Source organism: Mesorhizobium sp. BR1-1-3, from assembly GCF_020165455.1.
Taxonomy (GTDB): domain Bacteria; phylum Pseudomonadota; class Alphaproteobacteria; order Rhizobiales; family Rhizobiaceae; genus Mesorhizobium; species Mesorhizobium ciceri.
Map to the genome: position 1 here is coordinate 248,239 of NZ_JAIUIC010000009.1, position 18,975 is coordinate 267,213.

The window sequence follows — 18,975 nt, forward strand, 5'->3', positions numbered from 1 at the left end:
CCAGACGGAAAACGCTGAAAACGCGTCGAACGACTCAAATCAGGAAACGCTTTCGAGCAGAGAATCAGAGAGTTGATTCACTGGCAAGTGCTTACGATTCCGAGAGATTCACTTTCTGAGAAAATGGATGCGAAAAGCGTGTCGTTGAGTCTTTGCGGCAACGGTCGCGGACCGTTTTTCGCCTCGTTGAAGTTCATGCATCACATGAACTTCAACACGCGCTAGGTGTGTCGAGATTCAGGTCAGGCCGAGTCGAAAACGATGGCTTTCGAGAACCGGAGCGGAGCATCACCTGAATATCAGCGCACCTTAAAGGAGCTGCCCGAGAAACTCCTGAACGGCATGCCCTGGCCGGAAATTGCCGATGCGCTTGATTTCCCATTGCAGCCGGATACCGGAATTCTCCAGCACCCGCGTGCGCACCGTCTCGCCGAGATATTCAAGGTCGTAGCCGGTCGCGGTTCCGGTGTTGATCATGAAGTTGCAATGCATCGGCGACATCTGCGCGCCGCCGATCATCAGGCCGCGGCAGCCCGCTTTGTCGATCTCCTTCCAGGCCGATGTGCCGTCGGGATTCTTGAAGGTCGAGCCGCCGGTCTTCTCGCGGATCGGCTGCACGGTCTCACGATGGTTCTGCACGGCCTCCATCGCAGCCTTGATGGTCGCCCTGTCCTCGGCAAAGCCTTCGAACACGGCGGAGGTGAAGATCAGCCCGGAGGGAGCCGCCGAATGGCGATAGGCGTATCCCATATCGGCATTGCTCAGCGTCTGCACATTGCCCTTGCGATCGAGTGCTCGCACTTCGATGACGCGCTCGCGCGTCTCGACGCCATTGGCGCCGGCATTCATTCGCAGCGCACCGCCGATTGCACCCGGAATGCCGTGGTAGAAATGAAAGCCGCCAATGCCGGCCTCGAGCGCCACCGCTGCGACGCGCTTGTCGGGGGTAGCAGCTCCCGCCTTGATCCTGATTGGCGAAATCACCTCGGCATCGCCGAAACCCTTGGCCGAAAGCCGAATGACAAAGCCCTCGATGCCGCCATCGCGGACCAGAAGGTTGGAGCCGACGCCGACGACCGTCAGCGGTATCTCTTCGGGAACGGCTTTCAGGAACGCGGCAAGGTCCTCCTCATCGGCCGGCTGGAACAACGCTTCAGCCAGCCCCCCGGCACGGAACCAGGTGATCTTGTCCATCTCGGCGTTCGGCGTCAGGCGGCCACGCAGGCCGGCAAGCCGGTCGCCAAGTCTGTCGATCAGGGCCTGGCCGTGCATCATGAGACGGTCCCGCCAAGCTCCTTGGGCAACGCATAGGCCCATTGGGTGATGTTGCCGGCTCCAAGGAAGACGACGAAATCGCCCGGCTTGGCCAGATCACGGACGATGGGCGCAATCGCCGCCGGGCCCTCGATGTAGCGCGCGTCGCGATGACCGCCGGCGCGGATGCGCGACACCAGCGCGTCCGAGCTGACGCCGTCGATCGGCTCTTCGCCGGCCGCGTAGACCGGCGCCACCATTACTGTGTCGGCGTCGTTGAAGCAGGTGGAAAACTCGTTGAACAGATCATGCAGCCGGGTGAAGCGATGCGGCTGGGCAATGGCGATGACACGACCCTGGGTGGCGCTGCGCGCCGCCTTCAGCACCGCCGAGATCTCGACCGGATGGTGGCCGTAATCGTCGAATATTTCGACGCCGTCCCACGAACCGGTATGGGTGAAGCGGCGCTTGACGCCGGCGAAGGACGACAGGCCCTTCTTGATCGCCTCGGCCGACAGGCCGAGTTCGTGCGCGACCGCGATTGCTGCCGTCGCGTTGGAGACGTTGTGACGGCCGGGCATCGGCAGGCGCAGGCCTGCTATGACAGTCTGGCCGCCGGTCTTGCGGTCGCGGATCACCACGTCGAATTCCGAAATGGCACCTGACATGCGGTGATTGGTAAAGCGCACGTCGGCCTGCGCATTCTCGCCATAGGTGATGACCCGGCGGTCCTCGATGCGGCTGACCAGCGCCTGCACTTCGGGGTGATCGGTGCACATCACGCCAAAACCGTAGAACGGAACGTTCTCGACAAACTGGCGGAACGCCTCGCGCACCTTGTCGAAGCTGCCATAGTGGTCAAGATGCTCGGGGTCGATGTTGGTGACGACCGCGATCTCGGCCGGCAGTTTCAGGAAGGTGCCGTCGCTCTCGTCGGCCTCGACCACCATCCATTCGCCGTCGCCCATGCGGGCGTTGGTGCCGTAGGCATTGATGATGCCGCCATTGATCACGGTCGGATCGAGCCCGCCCGCATCGAGCAAGGTCGCCACCATCGAGGTCGTCGTCGTCTTGCCATGCGTGCCGCCGATCGCCACCGCCTGGCGAAAGCGCATCAGTTCGGCCAGCATCTCGGCCCGGCGCACGATCGGCAGCAGCTTTTCGCGCGCGGCCTTCAGCTCAGGGTTGGATTTCTTGATCGCCGTCGAGACGACCACCACCTCGGCATCGCCGAGATTCTCGGCCCTATGGCCGACGAAGCATTCGATGCCCTTGTCGCGCAGCCGCTGCACATTGGCGCTTTCGGCCTGGTCGGACCCTTGCACCTTGTAGCCGAGATTGTGCAGCACTTCGGCAATGCCGCTCATGCCGATGCCGCCAATGCCGATGAAATGCACAAGGCCGATGGTCTGCGGCATCTTCATGCTTGCGTCCCCTTCCTGAAATCCGAAACGGTTTTTTTGGACGCAATAGCCTCTGTAAGATCGGCGAGCAACCGTGCCGCGTCCGGCCTGCCGGCCGATTTCGCACCCGCCGCCATCGCCGTCAACCGACCGGGGTCGTCCATCAGCCCGCCGACAAGCGCTGCGATGCGTTCGGACGAGAGCGAGGATTGCGGATGCACTTCGCCGCCGCCGGCAGCGGCAAGGGCCGCCGCGTTCGCCGCCTGATCGTGATCGAGCGCATGGGGATAAGGCACCAGCAGCGCCGGCCGGCCGATGACGGCGATCTCCGAGACGGTCGAGGCGCCGGAACGCGAGATCACCAGATGAGCGGCCGCCATGCGTGCCGCCATATCGGTGAAGAAGGGCGAGACCTCGACGGCGACGCCAAGGGTGGCATAGGCCGCCTTGACCCGCGCCACGTCATCGGCGCGCGCTTGTTGGGTAATGACCAGCCGTTTGCGCTGGGCGTCGGAAAGCAGCGCAATGGCTCCCGGCACGGCGTCGGAAAAGAATTGGGCGCCCTGGCTGCCGCCAAAAACCAGCAGGCGGAACGGTTGATCCCCGGCAGCTGCCGCATAGGCAGTCTTGGCCGCTTCCAGCACCGCAGGCCGGACCGGATTGCCCGTCGTCACCGTCTTGACCCCGGCAGCACTGCTGTCCTGCGGCAGGAAGCCGCCGGCGATGGCGTCGACACGGCCGGCCAGCGCCCGGTTGGCGCGCCCCATCACCGCGTTCTGCTCATGGATCAGGGTCGGTACCTTGCGCCGTGTCGCCGCGTAGAGCGGCGGCAAGGTTGGATAGCCGCCGAAGCCGACGACGGCATCCGGCTTGATCCTGCCAATGACGGCGGAAGCCTGGCGCACGCCGCGCCAGATTTTCCAGAAGGCACCAAGCAGGGCAAAAGGGTTTTTCGAGCCCATCGTCGCCGACTGGATCGGGTGGACGGCGGCAGCCGGAAAATGGCCGGCGAAACGCTCGGCACGGTCGTCGGTCGCCAGGTGCACCGACCAGCCGCGCTCGTTCAGCTCATGCGCCAGCGCCTCGGCCGGGAAAAGATGCCCACCGGTGCCGCCTGCCGCGAGAAGGATGACGCCTCTGGCCATATCACTCCGCCGGCACGGCGCGTTGCGACAGGCCAAAGCCCATCTGCTTGCGCTTTTCCGGCCGCTTGCGTGTCAGCGCCAGCACCATCCCCATCGAGATGGCGATGGCGATCTGCGAGGAGCCGCCATAGGAGATGAACGGCAGCGTCATGCCCTTGGCCGGCACAAGCTGGAGGTTGACGCACATGTTGATGACCGCCTGCAGGCCGAAGACGGTGACGAGGCCGCCGACCGCATAGCGGGTGAAATCGTCATGCTCCTTCAGCGCCGTGTTGAGGCCGCGCAGCACGATGAAGGCGAATATCGACATGATGAAGAAGCACATGATCAGTCCGAACTCTTCGCCTGCGACCGAGAAGACGAAGTCGGCATGGCTGTCGGGAATAACGCGCTTGACTGTGCCCTCACCTGGTCCGACGCCAAACCAGCCGCCATTGATCAGCGCGTCGCGTCCCATATCGACCTGGAATGTGTCGCCTTCGCCGGTAAGAAACTTGTCGATGCGCAAGGCAACGTGCGGGAACACCGTATAGGCGGCGAAAACGCCGCCGACGCCGGCGGCACCCAGCGCAACGATCCACAGCCAGGGCAGCCCGGCCATGAAAAACATGATGCCCCAGGTGCCGGTCGTCAGCATGGTCTGGCCGAGATCCGGTTGCGCCACCAGCAGCGACACGACCAGTACCAGCAGCAACATGGCGAACAGATTGCCGGGAATGTCGGGCTGGCGCTTGTGCTCAGCGAAAAGCCAGGCGCACATGATGACGAAGGCTGGTTTCAAAAATTCCGACGGCTGGATCGACAGGCCGGCAAGCGACACCCAGCGGCGTGCGCCCTTCACCTCGACGCCGATGTAGAGCACCGCCACCATCAGCACCAGCATCAGGCACAGCATGATCAGCGCCATGCGCCGGATCTGCCTGGAATCGAGGAACGATACAGCCAGCATCACGCCGAGCGCCGGTACGGTGAAGATGATCTGCCTGGTGGCGAAGTGGAAACTGTCGAGGCCGATGCGTTCGGCGACCGCCGGGCTCGCCGCGAAGGACAGCACGATACCGAGGCCCATCAGCGACAGGAACGCCGCCAGGAACCAGCGATCGATCGTCCACCACCAGGTCGCAACCGGACTTTTGTCGAGACGGCTCTGCATTATCGTGCCCCTCCGATGGGTTTCACACCCTCGATAGCATTCGCAGCTTGCCTGAAGGCTTCGCCGCGAACTTCGAAATTCTTGAACTGGTCGAAGCTGGCGCAGGCCGGCGACAGCAGCACCACCGCCTCGCCGCTGTCGTCCTTAGCCGCATCATGCGCGGCGTGCTCGACCGCCGCGGCCAGCGTGCCTGAAATCTCGTAGGGCACGGCCTCGCCCAGCGTCGCCGAAAACGCCGGCGCCGCCTCGCCGATAAGATAGGCCTTGGCGATGCGCGGGAAGAAGCCGCGCAAGGGTTCGATGCCGCCTTCCTTGGGCAGGCCGCCGGCGATCCAGTAGATGCGCGCGAAGCTGGACAGCGCCGGCGCCGCAGCATCGGCATTGGTCGCCTTGGAATCGTTGATGAACAGCACATGGTCCTTGCGGCCCACCTGCTCCATGCGGTGCGCGAGGCCGGGAAAGCTTTCCAGCCCCGACTGGATCTCGCCAAGCTCCAGCCCGACCTTGAGGCAAGCGGCGACCGCAGCCAGAGCGTTCTGGGCATTGTGCTGGCCACGCAAGGAGCCGATGCCTTCGAGGAAGGCGACACGGCTGTAACGGCCGTGCACAGCTTCCATCAAATTGCTGCCATCGGCGAAATAGCCGTCGGTCAGCGGCAGGCGCTTGGAAATGCGGATGACATACCGCCCCGCCCGCTCCAGCCGCTCGGCAATCTGCGCGCACCAGGAATCGTCGATGCCGACGATCGCCGTCTCGCTGCCGGCCACCAGCCGCTCCTTGATCGCGGCGTAGTGCTGCATGGTGCCGTGGCGGTCGAGATGATCGGGCGTCAGATTGAGCAGGATGCCGGCCGTCGGATTGATCGAGGGCGCGAGATCGATCTGGTAGGACGAGCATTCGACCACATAATGCCGATCGGGCTCGGGCGGATCGAGCGTCATCACCGCGCGGCCGATATTGCCGCCCATCTGGGCATCGCGTCCCGCGGCTTTCAGGATGTGCGCGGTCAGCGCGGTCGTCGTCGACTTGCCGTTGGTGCCGGTGATGGCGATGAAAGGCGCTGTCGGCGCGCTCAGCATTCGCTCGCGGCAGAAAAGCTCGATGTCGCCGATGATCTCGACGCCTGAGCCGCGCGCCAGTTCCACCGTCCAATGCGGCTTGGGATGCGTCAGCGGCACACCAGGCGACAGCACGAAGGCCGAGAATTTCGCCCAGTCGGCGCCGCGCAAATCAGCGGTCGCGATACCGGCAATGGCGGCCTTGGCCACACTGTCGGGATTGTCGTCCCAGGCCAGCACGTCCGCGCCGCCCTCGATCAGCGCGCGCGCCGTCGCGATCCCCGAGCCACCGAGCCCGAAGAGCGAAACGCGCTTGCCTGAAAAGGATGCGGCGGGGATCAAAGGGCTTCCTATCTCAGCTTGAGGGTCGACAGGCCGACCAGCGCCAGGATGACGGCGATGATCCAGAAGCGGATCACCACCTGGCTTTCGGTCCAGCCGAGCTTTTCGAAATGATGGTGGATCGGCGCCATCAGGAACACCCGCTTGCCGGTCATCTTGAAGTAGCCGACCTGGATGATGACGGACAGGATTTCGACGACGAACAATCCGCCGACGATGACCAGCACGATCTCATGCTTGGTGGCGACCGCGACGGTGCCGATCAGGCCGCCCATGGCCAGCGATCCGGTGTCGCCCATGAAGATCGCCGCCGGCGGCGCGTTGAACCAGAGGAAGCCGAGGCCAGCGCCGATGACCGCGCCGAGCACGACCGCCAGTTCACCGGTGCCGGGCACGAAATGGATCTGCAGATATTCGGCGAACACGGCGTTGCCGGAGAGATAGGCGATGACGCCGAAGGAGGCAGCCGCGATCATGATCGGCACGATCGCCAGGCCGTCAAGGCCGTCGGTCAGGTTCACCGCATTGCCGGCGCCGACGATGACGAAGCAGGAGAACGGAATGAAAAACCAGCCGAGATTGACGATGAATTCCTTGGCGAAGGGAAAAGTCAGCGACGACGAGAACGGCGCCTGGCCATTGTGCATGATCACCCAAGCGGCGATGCCGGCGATGACGAATTCCAGCGCCAGCCGTGCCTTGCCGGAAAAGCCGAGATGCGACTGCTTGGTGACCTTCAGATAGTCGTCGTAAAAGCCGATCGAGCCGAAGCCCAGCGTCACCAGCAGCACCACCCAGACATAGATGCTCGACAGGTTCGCCCACAAAAGCGACGAGCCGATGATGCCCGACAGGATCATCAGCCCGCCCATGGTCGGCGTACCGGCCTTCTTGAAATGTGTCTGCGGCCCGTCGGCGCGGATCGGCTGGCCCTTGCCTTGCCGCAGCCGCAGCGAATTGATGATGGTCGGTCCAAAGATGAAGACGATCAGCGCCGACGTGATCAGCGCGCCACCGGTGCGGAAGGTGATGTAGCGGAAGACATTGAAGACCGAGACCTTGTCCGCAAAATCGACGAGCAGTGTGAACATGCGCTTTCGTCCCCCGACCTAGGTCTGTTTTCTGGTTGTCGATTCAGCCGGGAATTTGCCCAGCAGCGCATCGACCAGTTTTGCAAAACCGATGCCCTTCGACGATTTGATCATCACCACGTCACCCGGCTTGAGCGCGGCAAGCAGCACCGGCTTCAGCTCCTCGACACCGGCGCGGTATTCCGTCTTGATCTCAGCCGGCAGCGCATCGGCCAGCGCCCGCATTTCCGGACCGCCGAGGAAGACGGTCTGCGTGCCCGTGCCGACGATGAGATCGGCAAGGGCCGCATGCAGCTTGGTCGAATGGTCGCCGAGTTCGAGCATGTCGCCGAGCACGGCGATGCGGCGGCCCTCGCCCGTCGCCGGCGTCGCGTTGAGCAATGCCATGGCTGCAGCCATCGATGCCGGATTGGCGTTGTAGCTCTCGTCGATCAGCGTGATCGACCCGCCGGGGTGGCTCGAAGTCGAGCCACCGGGATGGCGCAGCACATGGCGCTTGCCGCGCCCGCGCTCGGCGGAGAGATCGGCCAGTGCTGAAGCAACCTTGTCGAGATCGGCGCCGACCAGATGCGCCGCACCCAGCACCGCCAGCACGTTCTGCACCATATGGCGGCCGGGCGCGCCGATCCGCGCCGGCACTTCGTGGCCGCCGATCCTGGCGATGATGTCGGAATGATCGGCATGCAGTTCGCATTTGGTGAGCTTGAAGGTCGAGCGCGCATTCTCGCCGAAGCCGTAGACGTGCTCGACACCGGCGGCATGGGCCATCTTGTCGAGCAGCTTGAAGCGGGCATCGTCGCGGTTGAGGACGGCGGCCCCCTCGGGCTCCAGCCCCTCGAAAATCTCGGCCTTGGCCTTGGCGATCTCGTCCAGATTGCGGAAAAAGCCGAGATGCGCCGCCGCGATCATGGTGACGATGGCGACATGCGGCCTCACCATCTTGACCAGCGGACGGATCTCGTCGGGATGGTTCATGCCGATTTCAAACACGGCATAGTCGCAATCATCAGGCATCCGCGCCAAGGTCAGCGGCACGCCCCAGTGATTGTTGAAGGACTGCGCCGAGGCATGCACCTTGCCTACGGCTTGCAGCACATGGCGCAGCGCTTCCTTGGTGGTGGTCTTGCCGGCCGAACCGGTCACAGCGATGATTTTCGCGCTCGAGCGGGCGCGCGATGCAACTCCAAGCTTTTCCAGCGCGACCAGCACGTCCTCGACGACGATGATCGGCGCTGTCAGCCGGCCGAGCGACGGCAGCTTGCCTTCGGCCACCACCAGCACGCCAGCGCCAGCCTTGATGGCGGCGGTTGCGAAGTCATGGCCGTCCATCGCCTCGCCCTTGATGGCGAAGAAGGCGTCGCCCGGCTGCAGGCTGCGGCTGTCGATCGAAATGCCTGAAATCCCCTCCGGCATCGGCCCGAGCGGCCGCCCGTCCATGGCGGCAACCAGCGCTTCGGAGGTCCACAGCAAGCTCATGCTGCGCGCTCCGTGAGTGCCGCGCGGACTTCCTCATGATCGGAGAAATGCAAGGTCTCGGAGCCGATCGTCTGGCCTTCCTCGTGGCCCTTACCGGCCACGATCAGCGTGTCGCCGGCATGCAGCATGGCGACCGCTTCGTGGATCGCCTGGCGCCGGTCGCCGATCTCGATGGCACCTGGAGCAGCGGCCAAAATAGCGGCACGGATCGTTTCCGCCACTTCGGAGCGCGGATTGTCGTCGGTGACGATGACGACATCGGCAAGCCGCGTCGCGATTTCGCCCATGATCGGCCTTTTTCCCCGGTCGCGGTCGCCGCCGCAGCCGAACACGACGATGACGCGGCCGGTGGTGAACGGCCGCACCGAAGCCAGCACGTTTTCCAGCGCGTCCGGCTTGTGGGCATAGTCGACATAGACCGGCGCGCCATTGCCGGTGGTGCCGACGAGGTCGAGCCGGCCCGGCGCGCCCTTCAGTTTCTCCAGCGCTATCAAGGCTTTGGCGACAGGTGTTCCCGTGGAAATGGCAAGACCCGCCGAAACCAGCGCGTTCGAAATCTGGAAATCACCGGCCAGCGGCAGGTCGATCTCGTAGAGCACGCCGTCGGCCTCGACTTCGGCCCGCTGGCGGTGGCGTTCGTGCTCGACCCGCTTCAGCCTGAGGAAGTCGCCATGGCGGCCGACCGTCAGCACATTGAGCCCGGCAGCCTTTGCGGCCACGGTCGTCGGCGCCGACCATGCATCGTCGGCGAAGATCACGGCCGGCGCGCCCTTCGGCAGCAACGTGTCGAACAGGCGCAGTTTGGCGCGGTGATAATCCTCGATGGTCGGATGATAATCCATATGGTCGCGGCCGAGATTGGTGAAGCCGCCGGCGGCCAGCCTCACGCCGTCGAGGCGGCGCTGGTCGAGCCCATGGCTGGAGGCTTCCATCGAGGCGTGGGTGACGCCGGCATCGGCCAATTCCCGCAGCAATTGATGCAGGGCGACCGGATCGGGTGTCGTCAGCGAACCATAGTCGTTGCGCCCAGGCGCCACCACGCCGGTGGTGCCGATCGAAGCGGCGGCATAACCGGCTTGCTCCCAGATCTGCCTGGTGAAGGCTGCGACCGAGGTCTTGCCGCTGGTGCCGGTCACCGCGACCATGATCTCAGGCTGCTTGCCGAAATAGCGTGCCGCACTCTGCGCCAGCGCCAGGCGCGGATCGTCGACCGCCAGCACCGGAACCGGGAGCCCGGCAATGGTGCTGCCCTTGCCCGCCACGATCGCGGCCGCACCGCGCGCGGCGGCATCTGCGGCATAAACGGCACCGTCGGCCTTGGTTCCGGCGAGCGCAAAAAAGACAACGCCCGCTTTTACCTGGCGGGAATCCGAAGAAATCCCTGTAACCTCCAGATCGACGGAAGCTATTCCCTCGACGGGCAGGATACCGGCTAGATCTCTGAGCTTCATCGAGTCCCGTTCACCGCAACAAAATAGCGCGCTGTTGCCGGCGCGCCCTAAGAATCACTGATAGGAAACCAGCGTTGCACCATTTTCATGGCTGAAATCTGGCTTCACGCCAAGCATGGCAGCTGAACGCCTGATGATATTGCCGGCCATAACCCCAGCATTCGCGGCCGCGACATCCGTCATGCCGGGCTTTTCCGGGTGCGGGGCATCGGCAATGGTAAACACCAGATACTGCGGATCGTCCATCGGGAAGGCGGCGACGAAGGTGTTGAAATTCAAGTCCTTCGAGTAGCGGCCATTGATGACCTTCTCGGCGGTTCCGGTCTTGCCGCCAACGCGGTAGCCGGGGACTCTGGCGTTTCTGGCAGAGCCCTTTTCGGCATTGAGCGAATAGAGGTAGCGCATGCCTTCGACGGTCTTTTCGCTCACCACTCTCTTGGCGGTGGCCATCGCTTCCGCCTGCGTCCGCACCAGAAAGGTGGGGTTCATCAGGAAACCGCCATTCATCAACGCCGCGCAGCCCACAGCCGCTTGCAGCGGCGTCGTCGACACGCCATGGCCGAAGGCGATGGTGAATGAATTGACCTGTTTCCAGACCTTCGGTTCAGTCGGACGGGCAGTCTCCGGCAATTCGGTCTGCATCCTGTCCAGAATGCCAAGGCGATGCAGGAATTCGCGATGCCCCTCGATGCCGACCATCTCGGCTTCCCTGGCCGACCCGATGTTGGACGAGTAGAGGAACACCTCCGGCAACGACAGCACACGGTTCTTGCCGTGGAAATCGTGAATGGCCTGATGGCCGACCCGGATTGGATGCGAAGCATCGAAGCGGCTCGCCATCGTCGCTTTGCCGGAATCGAGCGCCATGGCTGAAGTGAAGCTCTTGAAGGTCGAACCCATCTCGTAGAGGCCCGCCGACATGCGATTCAGCCGGTCCTTGTCTTGTGCGTTGTAGGGATTGTTCGGATCAAAATCCGGCACCGAGGCCATGGCCACCACTTCGCCGGTCTTGACGTTGAGCACAACGGCGCCGGCGCCCATGGCACGATAGCGCTCCAGGCCGGCGGCGATCTCGTCGCGCACGACATGCTGCACGCGCAGATCGATCGAAAGCTTTACCGGCTTGAGATCCTTGGCAATGGCAAGGCCCGACGCCTGCAGGTCGCTCAGCCCCTGCTCGTCGACATATTTCTCCATGCCGGAGATGCCCTGGTTGTCGATGTTGGTGAGCCCGACAATGTAGGACGAGGTCTCGCCGCTCGGATAGAAGCGGCGCTTTTCGGTGCGGAAGCCGAAACCGGGAATGCCGAGCTGCATGATGTCGGACTGTTGCTTGGGCGTCAGCTGCCGCTGCAGCCAGACGAAACCGGCGCCGCTCTTCAGCTTATGGTAGGTCTGCTCATAGTCGATGTCCGGAAGCACCGTCGACAGCTTCTCGATCGCCTCGTCGGCGTCGACAATCCGGCGTGGTTCTGCAAACAGCGACGCCGTCTTGATGTCCGTGGCCAACACTTCGCCGTTGCGGTCGACGATGTCGGGCCGCGATGCCGTCACCCGGCTCTGCGGACCGCCCGACATATCGGGGGTCTGGAAGCCGAGATAGACCAGCCGCCCTGATATGGTCGAGAAGATGCCGAAGAACACCGCCATCGTCATGACGATGCGCGTCCTGCCCTTGCCGCCGGTCGCCTTGCGGGCGCCCTCGACCACGATCGATCCATCTTCACTCGTCCTGGCGCGACGTTTCAGCAGTTTACCGATCATTGGGCGATGCCTCCGGTCACCACGGGATCCCTGCCGTCCGACGGCGCCTTGCCGCCCGAACTATCAGCCATGCCGCCCTGGCGTCCCGACAAGATGTCCTGGATGTCAAGGGATTTGGCCGGCAGGTCGCCGACACCGCCGATCTGGCGGGCGCTGACCGGCTCGAGTTCGAGCTGCGACTTGTAGAGTTCGGCGAGCTTCTGCAGCCGCGACGGCTGGGTAAGCAGGCTCCAGTCGGCCTTGAGCAGGTCGATCGTGTCCTCCTCATAGCGTATCTGCGCATGGATCTTCTGCACGGCGGCCAATTGTTCCTCGGCCTCGCGCTTGGCCTTGTAGGTAAGGGCCGCGACCGCAACCATGACGGCGATCAGGACAATGTCGCTGGTACGAAACACTTAGCTACCTCTCCCCCGGCCGGTCGATACCGGGAAGCTTTGGAAGGCCGAAAATCGAAAAGTCGCTGCTGCGCGCCGGCGCCTCGGTGCGGACCGCCGCGCGCAGCCTGGCCGAACGGGCGCGCGGATTGGTCGCCACCTCGGCATCGCCGGCCGTCACGCCGCCGCCCGACTTGCGGAACGTCGCGGTGCGCGCATGCGCCTCGGGCAGGTGACGCGAGCCGGTCGCGACATCGGCCCGGTCGGCGATGAAACGCTTGACGATGCGGTCTTCCAGAGAATGGAAGGTGACCACGGCGAGCCGTCCGCCCGGCTTCAGAGCGCGTTCGGCCGCAAACAGGGCCTTGGCCAGTTCGCCAAGCTCGTCATTGACAAAAATGCGCAGCGCCTGGAAGACGCGCGTCGCCGGATGGATCTTGTCCTTCGGCGCCCGGCCGATATGCGTCTCGATGGCGTCGGCGAGTTCCAACGTGCGCTCGAACGGGCGCTTTTCGCGGCGCGCCTCGATCATGCGGGCAATGCGTCCGGCATGGCGCTCCTCGCCGAGGAAGCCGAAGATGCGGGCAAGATCGCCCGGCTTGAAGGAATTGACGACGTCGGCGGCGCTGAGGCCCGATTGCGCCATGCGCATGTCGAGCGGCCCGTCGGCGCGGAACGAAAACCCGCGCTCCGCCTGGTCGAGCTGCATCGAGGACACGCCGATGTCGAGCACGATCCCGTCGGCGCTCTCGACATGTTCGTCCAGCGTCGAGAACGGCGCCTGCACCAGCCGCAGCCGACCACCCGACTGCACTTCAAGATCGCGCCCGGCCGCAATGGCATCCGGATCGCGGTCGATCGCCACCACGGAGGCGCCTGTCGCCAGAATGGCCCTGGTGTAGCCGCCGGCGCCGAACGTGCCGTCGATGATGAGGTCGCCCTGCGCCGGCGCCAGTGCTTCGAGCACTTCGGCAAGGAGGACCGGAATGTGGCGGGCCGATCCGCCAACGGCGTGCCCATCTACGGCGCGAGGAAGGTCATCGCCGTGGCCTGCCGTCATTCCGGTCGCTCCCCAGGCTTCGTCCCCTGCCGAAGCTGCAAAAGCCGTGCCCGCGCCTGCGCCCCATAGGCGGCAAGCCGTCCCGGCTCCCAGATCTGAAAGAAATTGCCGCGCCCGACAAAGGCCACTTCCGCCGAGATGCCGGTGTGTTCGCGAAGGAAATCGCTCATCGTGATGCGGCCGTCCTGGTCGAGTTTCAAGAAGGTTCCGTCGCCATGGCAGAAGAACGACATATCGTCCGCCGTCTGCAGGAAGGGATCCTCGAGCGCTATGCGCTGCTCGTAGCGGTCGAGCAGGTCGAGCCCGCCGACATCCATCGCCGGCAGGTCCAGGCAGCGCAGCGCATAGAGTTCCGAATAGCCGCGCTTCTGCACGACGGCACGGAAATGCGCGGGAACGGACACCCGCCCCTTCGCATCGATCCTGCTCACCGTGTTTGACAGAAACCGGTCCATTAAACGCTACAGCCGCTTGCGCCGCCGCACCCCTCTGCATCTTGTCGCACGCGCCGCCGCAGCGCGTTCCCTGCCCCGTATCAACCTCGTCCGCACAGCCAAAAACCAGCAAACGTGCAGCCGCCGCGGCTGCCCGATTGGCGTACGCTTTACCCTGACACGGAACGAAGGCTTTGATGTCTGGATGGGATATCATGGGGCACTATGGGCGTCAACGGGAATAGGCTTCACAAACACGCGCGCCGCGACCAATGAGAGCAGCCGTGACGACACGTCTCGTCTTTATGGTCTATTAAGCCTAACGAAGCGTTTAGAGCCGCCTGGCCCAACCGGACGCGCCTTGCCGCGAGCCGCTGCCGGGCATAGCGTCTCGCCACATCCAGCCGGTCACCAACAGGGTCTGAAATTCGATGTCTGAAACAGCAAAGTCACGCGCTGCAGCGCTTCCTCACCTGCGTCGCAGCGGGCTTGCCATGGGCGATTCCATTCCCCTGCCGCTGACCATGGCCGCCATCTTTCATGCGCCCGGCGATGCCACCGGCTTCAACCAGTACGGGCGATTCAGCAACCCGACCTGGGACGCGGTCGAGCATATGCTGGCCCATCTGGAGGACGCGCCCTGCGTCGCGTTCCCTTCCGGAATGGCGGCAATCTCGGCGGCGTTTTTTGCCGTGCTCAAGGCCGGCGACCGTATCCTGCTGCCATCGGACGGCTATCACACGACACGAGCGCTGGCCGAGCGCTTCCTCAAGCCGCTCGGCATCACCTATGATGCCAGGCCGACTTCGACCTTCCTCGATGGCGGCTTCGATGGCTATCGGCTGGCATTTGTCGAAACCCCTGCCAATCCGGGGCTGGATATCTGCGATATCGCCGCCGTTGCCGATGCTGTCCACAAAACCGGCGCGATTCTTGTGGTCGATAACACGACCATGACACCCTTCGGCCAACGACCGCTCGACCACGGCGCCGATATCGTCGTTGCCGCCGACACCAAGGCACCCAATGGCCATTCCGACGTGCTGTTCGGCCATGTCGCCAGTCGCCATGCCGATATCATCGCCGCCGTGACCGGCTGGCGCGAAGTTTCCGGCAGCATTCCCGGTCCGTTCGAAGCCTGGCTGGTGCACCGCGGCCTGGAGACACTGGATGTGCGCTTCGATCGCATGTGTTCCTCGGCGGAAGTCATCGCGCGGCGACTGCAGGGCCACAAGGCAATCAGCGGCCTGCGTTATCCCGGGCTTGAAGGCGACCCGTCGCACAACCTAGCCCGCGCCCAGATGGAGCGCTTCGGCTTTCTCATCTCGTTCGAACTCGCCTCGGAAGACAAAGCCGAGGACTTCATCAACAATTGTGCCCTGATGCAGGCCGCGACATCCTTCGGCGGCGTCCACACCTCCGCCGAGCGGCGCCTGAAGCGAGGCGATGCGGTCTCCGCCGGTTTCGTCCGCCTGTCGGTCGGCTGCGAGCCGGTGGAAGAGCTCTGGAAAGCGATCGAGACGTCGCTGGACGGGATCAGCGGCTCCCGGCTCGGATGAACGGCCGGCCAGGCTTGAATCAACAGGCGCGCCCGAGGGCGCAACCTGCTGATTTCAAGAGATTTCTCTTGATATCGGGGGAGAGAAATTGCCAGCTGGCCTGTAAGCCGGGTTCTGTATGGCCCTCGTCCCTTGCGAGGCGAGAACGTGGCGGCCATTCATCTTGGGCGCATGTTGCCATGCGCCTCACGCAACCTACCCGGACGGTGAGCCGGAAACAGCCCTCGAGGGTTTCCCCTCGCACCGTCCCTATTCGGTCTTGCTCCCGGTGGGGTTTACCGTGCCGCTCCTGTTGCCAGTCGCGCGGTGGGCTCTTACCCCACCCTTTCACCCTTGCCCCGAATCCGGCAAGCCGGATCGTGGCGGTTTGCTTTCTGTGGCACTTTCCCTGGGGTCGCCCCCGCCGGCCATTAACCGGCACCGTGTTTCCATGGAGCCCGGACTTTCCTCACCCACGACCTTTCGGCGTTTGCGGGTGCGGCCGCCCAGCCAGCTGGCAGAGCGTATAAAGGGGTTCACGCCCGAAAACGCAAACGAAAAAGCTGACTTATGCGGGCGATCCAAGCGCAGCCATCTGCACCTTGACCTTGCCGCAATAGGCTGCCGACACGGGGTTCATCCGCGTTGCGGCGTGTCCGGCATTGTATTTCAGAATGGTGCCGCAGGTCGTGCCGCCACCGAGGCTCCGTGCCATGGCAAGGTATTTCATGCCGTATTTGATGTTGGTGTCGGGATCGAACAGGCCCTTGGCGGAGCCGCTATAGCCCATCATCCGAGCCGTGGCCGGCTTGATCTGCATCAGGCCGATCTCGCCGGCGCTGCCGACGATGTTGGGCCGGTAGTTGCTCTCGATCTTGATGACCGCCGAGGCGAGCGACACGGGCACGCCTTCGATCGCCGCATAGCGGGCAACGATTGCGGAATACTGGCCGCTGCTCGCCACCGCGGCCGTCGACTCCGCCGCGTTCCTGAGGCCGATCGATGCCGTTCTCGTCATGTCGACGGTCTTGCGGCCGCGCTTCGTCTGCCTTTTGGCGATGGACTTCTTCGCTTTGGACCAGCTTGCCTTTTCCGCTTTGGCGGAAGCCCGCTTCGTCTCCGCTTTGGCGGATGCCTGCTTTGTCGCCTTGGCGTCGTGGCCTGCCTTGCCGCTTTTTGCGGATACCACGGGAAACCCTTGATCGGCCCGCGGGCTGAATGACGCTGCATGCGCCGCACTGAAGGCAAAAGTCATTACGCCGGCAGCAAGAGCTGCCGTTAAAACGGTAAATTTCTGCATGTGATCCTGTCTGTCTGAACCGCGCGAAGATGTTCACGCAGCAACGCCTAACCAACGTCGGAACAACCCGGGGGGCTTGGGGTCCGACATCTACACGTCAGCCGTTTGACGCCCGAATTGGTGTCAAACAAGGCCAGGCAAGTCACTTTGAGTGACAGCCTGTAACTTAAGGATTGGAAAGAATTGCTTGAGAGAGGTCTCCCGGGGATTAGCGCTTCACGGAAGCAAGCAGCCTTTGCAGCGTCCGCAGCGTCGAACCGTCGGCAACGCCGTCCACCTTGCGCGGCCGGAAATGCCGTTGGAAGGCTTCGACCACCGCCTCCGTCTGCCGGTCGAAAACGCCGGATATTTCAACGCCATAGCCGTAGAGCGCCAGCATCGACTGCAACGCTTCGATATCGCCGCCGGTGTCGCCGGTTGTCAGAGTGGCGCCTCGCCTGACGGGGGCGGCCGTAACGAGATGGCCGACACCGGCCTCGAATAGCGTCCGCCACGGAAACTTCTCGCCGGGATCGATTTTGCGCCCCGGCGCAACATCGGAATGCGCGAGTACCCGCTCGGCGGCGATCGAATGCCGACCGGCGATCCCCCGGCACAGCCCGATCACGGCATCGATCTGCCGCCGGGGAAAACCGGGATAGCCCAGCGAATGCCCCGGATTGACGATCTCGATGCCGACGGAACAGGAATTGATGTCGGCGCGTCCGAACCACGAACTCTTGCCGGCATGCCAGGCGCGGTCGCTTTCCCTGACCATCTGCACGATATGGCCATTCTCGTGGACCAGATAATGCGACGAGACCTCGCTGGCCGGATCGCAAAGCCAGGCCTCGGCCCCGGCGCCGGTCGCCATGCCGGTGTAGTGCAGCACGATCATGTCAGGCCTGGGTGTCTCGCGTCGCGGGCCGAAATTCGGCGATACCCTGACTTCGGCACGTGGCTCGTCGGGCAGAAAGCCGCTCATGCGTGGCGCAGGCCCCGCTCGATCATCTCGTAGGCGGCGTTGATCGCCGCCACCCTGGTGGTCGCGATCTTGATGAATTCCTGAGGCAGGCCGCGCGCGATCAGCCGGTCGGGATGATTGTCGGAAACCAGCTTGCGATAGCGTTTCCTGACCTCTTCGAACGGCTTGCCGCGCTCGATGCCCAGCACGACATAGGGATCCCCGGCGCCGAGATTGACGTGCCGGGCCATGATGGCTTCGTAATGCGCTTCGTCGATGCGGAAAATCTCGGCGATGCGGTGCAGGAAATGGCCTTCGCGCTCGTGCACCAGCCCGTCGGCCTTGGCGATATGGAACAGACCGTCGAGTATGTCTTCAAGCATCACGCAGTTGGAATGGCCCGAACCGCACATCTGGGCCATCCGCTCGGCATAGGTTTCGAAACCGGCCACGTCGCGCTGGGCGAGATCGAACAGCCGCGCCACATTGCGCGTCTCCTTCGGCGGCACTTCGAATATCTCCTGGAAGGCGCGCACCTCGTCCTGGGTGACGATGCCATCGGCCTTGGCCATCTTGGCCGACAGCGCGATCATCGCCACCGAAAAGGCGACACGCCGGCGCAAATCCGCATCGCCGGAGAAAACCGTGCGCACGGCCTCGACGACGTCGGCGACACCCGACGAGGTTGAGGATGAAACGCGGGTGATGAACTCGCCGAGGCGATCCCAAATCGACATGGCCTGCTTCTTAGAGCCACCGCTCCCTCCTATCAAGCCGGGACAGTGCCGCAGGCTTTGCGCGACAAATCGATCTGACGCGCAAGAGGGATTGGCCCACGGCGCTCGGACGACATGAGGAAGGCCGGCGCGAGCCGGCCTTCCTCATTCATCACACGAAGTACTGCTTGCTCACTACTGCGCGGGCGCAGGAGCTGGTGTTGCCGGAGCCGGCTCGGCGGGCTTCTCGGGTGTGATGCTCTTCGTGGTCGAATTATCCGTTGCCGGAGGCGTCGCGGCCGGCGGCGTGGCTTCCGGGGTGGCCGGCTTCATCGGTTCCTCGGCGGCCGGCGGGTTGGTGCTCTGGGTGGTGGTGTTGTCCGTACCGCTGTCACTGCAGGCGGCGACGCCAAGCAAGGCCAAACCGGAAACGGACGCGAGAATGAGCTTTTTCATTTGTCTCTCCTTCAACA

General features: G+C 63.8%; 17 protein-coding genes and 1 other RNA gene. 1 reads left to right on the top strand and 17 read right to left on the bottom strand.

Annotation, left to right across the window (positions count from 1 at the left end; translation table 11 throughout):
* Positions 1–309 precede the first annotated feature (309 nt).
* The 12 genes from murB to mraZ are packed head-to-tail and all read right to left on the bottom strand — an operon-like array spanning position 310 to position 14,026.
* The gene (gene murB / locus LB559_RS21230; protein ID WP_013530959.1) at positions 310–1,275 is read right to left on the bottom strand and encodes a UDP-N-acetylmuramate dehydrogenase; all 966 of its coding nucleotides are present in this window, start codon (positions 1,273–1,275) and stop codon (positions 310–312) included.
* On the bottom strand, positions 1,272–2,678 hold the full coding sequence (gene murC / locus LB559_RS21235; protein ID WP_013530958.1) for a UDP-N-acetylmuramate--L-alanine ligase: 1,407 nt from the start codon (positions 2,676–2,678) through the stop codon (positions 1,272–1,274). The genes murB and murC overlap by 4 nt, the downstream gene beginning before the upstream one ends.
* The gene (gene murG, locus LB559_RS21240; RefSeq protein ID WP_224674901.1) at positions 2,675–3,802 is read right to left on the bottom strand and encodes an undecaprenyldiphospho-muramoylpentapeptide beta-N-acetylglucosaminyltransferase; all 1,128 of its coding nucleotides are present in this window, start codon (positions 3,800–3,802) and stop codon (positions 2,675–2,677) included. The genes murC and murG overlap by 4 nt, the downstream gene beginning before the upstream one ends.
* 1 nt (position 3,803) lies before the next feature.
* Positions 3,804–4,955: a putative lipid II flippase FtsW gene (gene ftsW, locus LB559_RS21245; protein WP_013530956.1), complete on the bottom strand. Its 1,152-nt coding sequence runs from the start codon at positions 4,953–4,955 to the stop codon at positions 3,804–3,806.
* Positions 4,955–6,355, bottom strand: a complete 1,401-nt coding sequence (gene murD, locus LB559_RS21250; protein WP_224674902.1) for a UDP-N-acetylmuramoyl-L-alanine--D-glutamate ligase — start codon at positions 6,353–6,355, stop codon at positions 4,955–4,957. Before murD ends, ftsW begins: the two co-directional genes overlap by 1 nt.
* A gap of 8 nt (positions 6,356–6,363) precedes the next feature.
* Positions 6,364–7,446: a phospho-N-acetylmuramoyl-pentapeptide-transferase gene (gene mraY, locus LB559_RS21255; RefSeq protein ID WP_013530954.1), complete on the bottom strand. Its 1,083-nt coding sequence runs from the start codon at positions 7,444–7,446 to the stop codon at positions 6,364–6,366.
* 18 nt (positions 7,447–7,464) lie between these two features.
* Complete coding sequence (locus LB559_RS21260) at positions 7,465–8,922, bottom strand: UDP-N-acetylmuramoylalanyl-D-glutamyl-2,6-diaminopimelate--D-alanyl-D-alanine ligase (protein WP_224674903.1); 1,458 nt, start codon at positions 8,920–8,922, stop codon at positions 7,465–7,467.
* A complete protein-coding gene (locus LB559_RS21265) occupies positions 8,919–10,373 on the bottom strand; it encodes a UDP-N-acetylmuramoyl-L-alanyl-D-glutamate--2,6-diaminopimelate ligase (RefSeq protein ID WP_224674904.1) in 1,455 nt (484 codons plus the stop codon). The genes LB559_RS21260 and LB559_RS21265 overlap by 4 nt, the downstream gene beginning before the upstream one ends.
* A gap of 54 nt (positions 10,374–10,427) precedes the next feature.
* A complete protein-coding gene (locus tag LB559_RS21270; protein ID WP_224674905.1) occupies positions 10,428–12,137 on the bottom strand; it encodes a peptidoglycan D,D-transpeptidase FtsI family protein in 1,710 nt (569 codons plus the stop codon).
* Positions 12,134–12,532 (bottom strand): hypothetical protein, encoded by a 399-nt coding sequence (locus tag LB559_RS21275; RefSeq protein ID WP_013530950.1) that lies wholly within the window; start codon positions 12,530–12,532, stop codon positions 12,134–12,136. Before LB559_RS21275 ends, LB559_RS21270 begins: the two co-directional genes overlap by 4 nt.
* 4 nt (positions 12,533–12,536) lie before the next feature.
* Positions 12,537–13,571 (bottom strand): 16S rRNA (cytosine(1402)-N(4))-methyltransferase RsmH, encoded by a 1,035-nt coding sequence (rsmH, locus tag LB559_RS21280; protein ID WP_063172491.1) that lies wholly within the window; start codon positions 13,569–13,571, stop codon positions 12,537–12,539.
* Positions 13,568–14,026, bottom strand: a complete 459-nt coding sequence (mraZ, locus tag LB559_RS21285) for a division/cell wall cluster transcriptional repressor MraZ (protein WP_013530948.1) — start codon at positions 14,024–14,026, stop codon at positions 13,568–13,570. Before mraZ ends, rsmH begins: the two co-directional genes overlap by 4 nt.
* Positions 14,027–14,436: 410 nt before the next feature.
* Here mraZ and LB559_RS21290 point away from each other — a divergent pair, with 410 nt between their 5' ends.
* On the top strand, positions 14,437–15,564 hold the full coding sequence (locus LB559_RS21290; RefSeq protein WP_224674906.1) for a cystathionine gamma-lyase: 1,128 nt from the start codon (positions 14,437–14,439) through the stop codon (positions 15,562–15,564).
* Between the two features lie 87 nt (positions 15,565–15,651).
* Here LB559_RS21290 and rnpB read toward each other — a convergent pair.
* The 5 genes from rnpB to LB559_RS21315 all read right to left on the bottom strand — a co-directional run bounded on the left by rnpB (position 15,652) and on the right by LB559_RS21315 (position 18,958).
* An RNA gene (rnpB, locus tag LB559_RS21295) (RNase P RNA component class A) lies at positions 15,652–16,061 on the bottom strand.
* A 50-nt stretch (positions 16,062–16,111) separates the two neighbouring features.
* On the bottom strand, positions 16,112–16,843 hold the full coding sequence (locus LB559_RS21300; RefSeq protein WP_127368883.1) for a lytic transglycosylase domain-containing protein: 732 nt from the start codon (positions 16,841–16,843) through the stop codon (positions 16,112–16,114).
* A 208-nt stretch (positions 16,844–17,051) separates the two neighbouring features.
* Entirely contained in the window at positions 17,052–17,807 is a 756-nt protein-coding gene (locus LB559_RS21305) for an N-acetylmuramoyl-L-alanine amidase (RefSeq protein ID WP_064993827.1), read from the bottom strand.
* Positions 17,804–18,523, bottom strand: a complete 720-nt coding sequence (locus LB559_RS21310; protein ID WP_063172494.1) for a J domain-containing protein — start codon at positions 18,521–18,523, stop codon at positions 17,804–17,806. Before LB559_RS21310 ends, LB559_RS21305 begins: the two co-directional genes overlap by 4 nt.
* Before the next feature lie 174 nt (positions 18,524–18,697).
* Positions 18,698–18,958 (bottom strand): hypothetical protein, encoded by a 261-nt coding sequence (locus tag LB559_RS21315; RefSeq protein ID WP_013530943.1) that lies wholly within the window; start codon positions 18,956–18,958, stop codon positions 18,698–18,700.
* Positions 18,959–18,975: the final 17 nt, after the last annotated feature.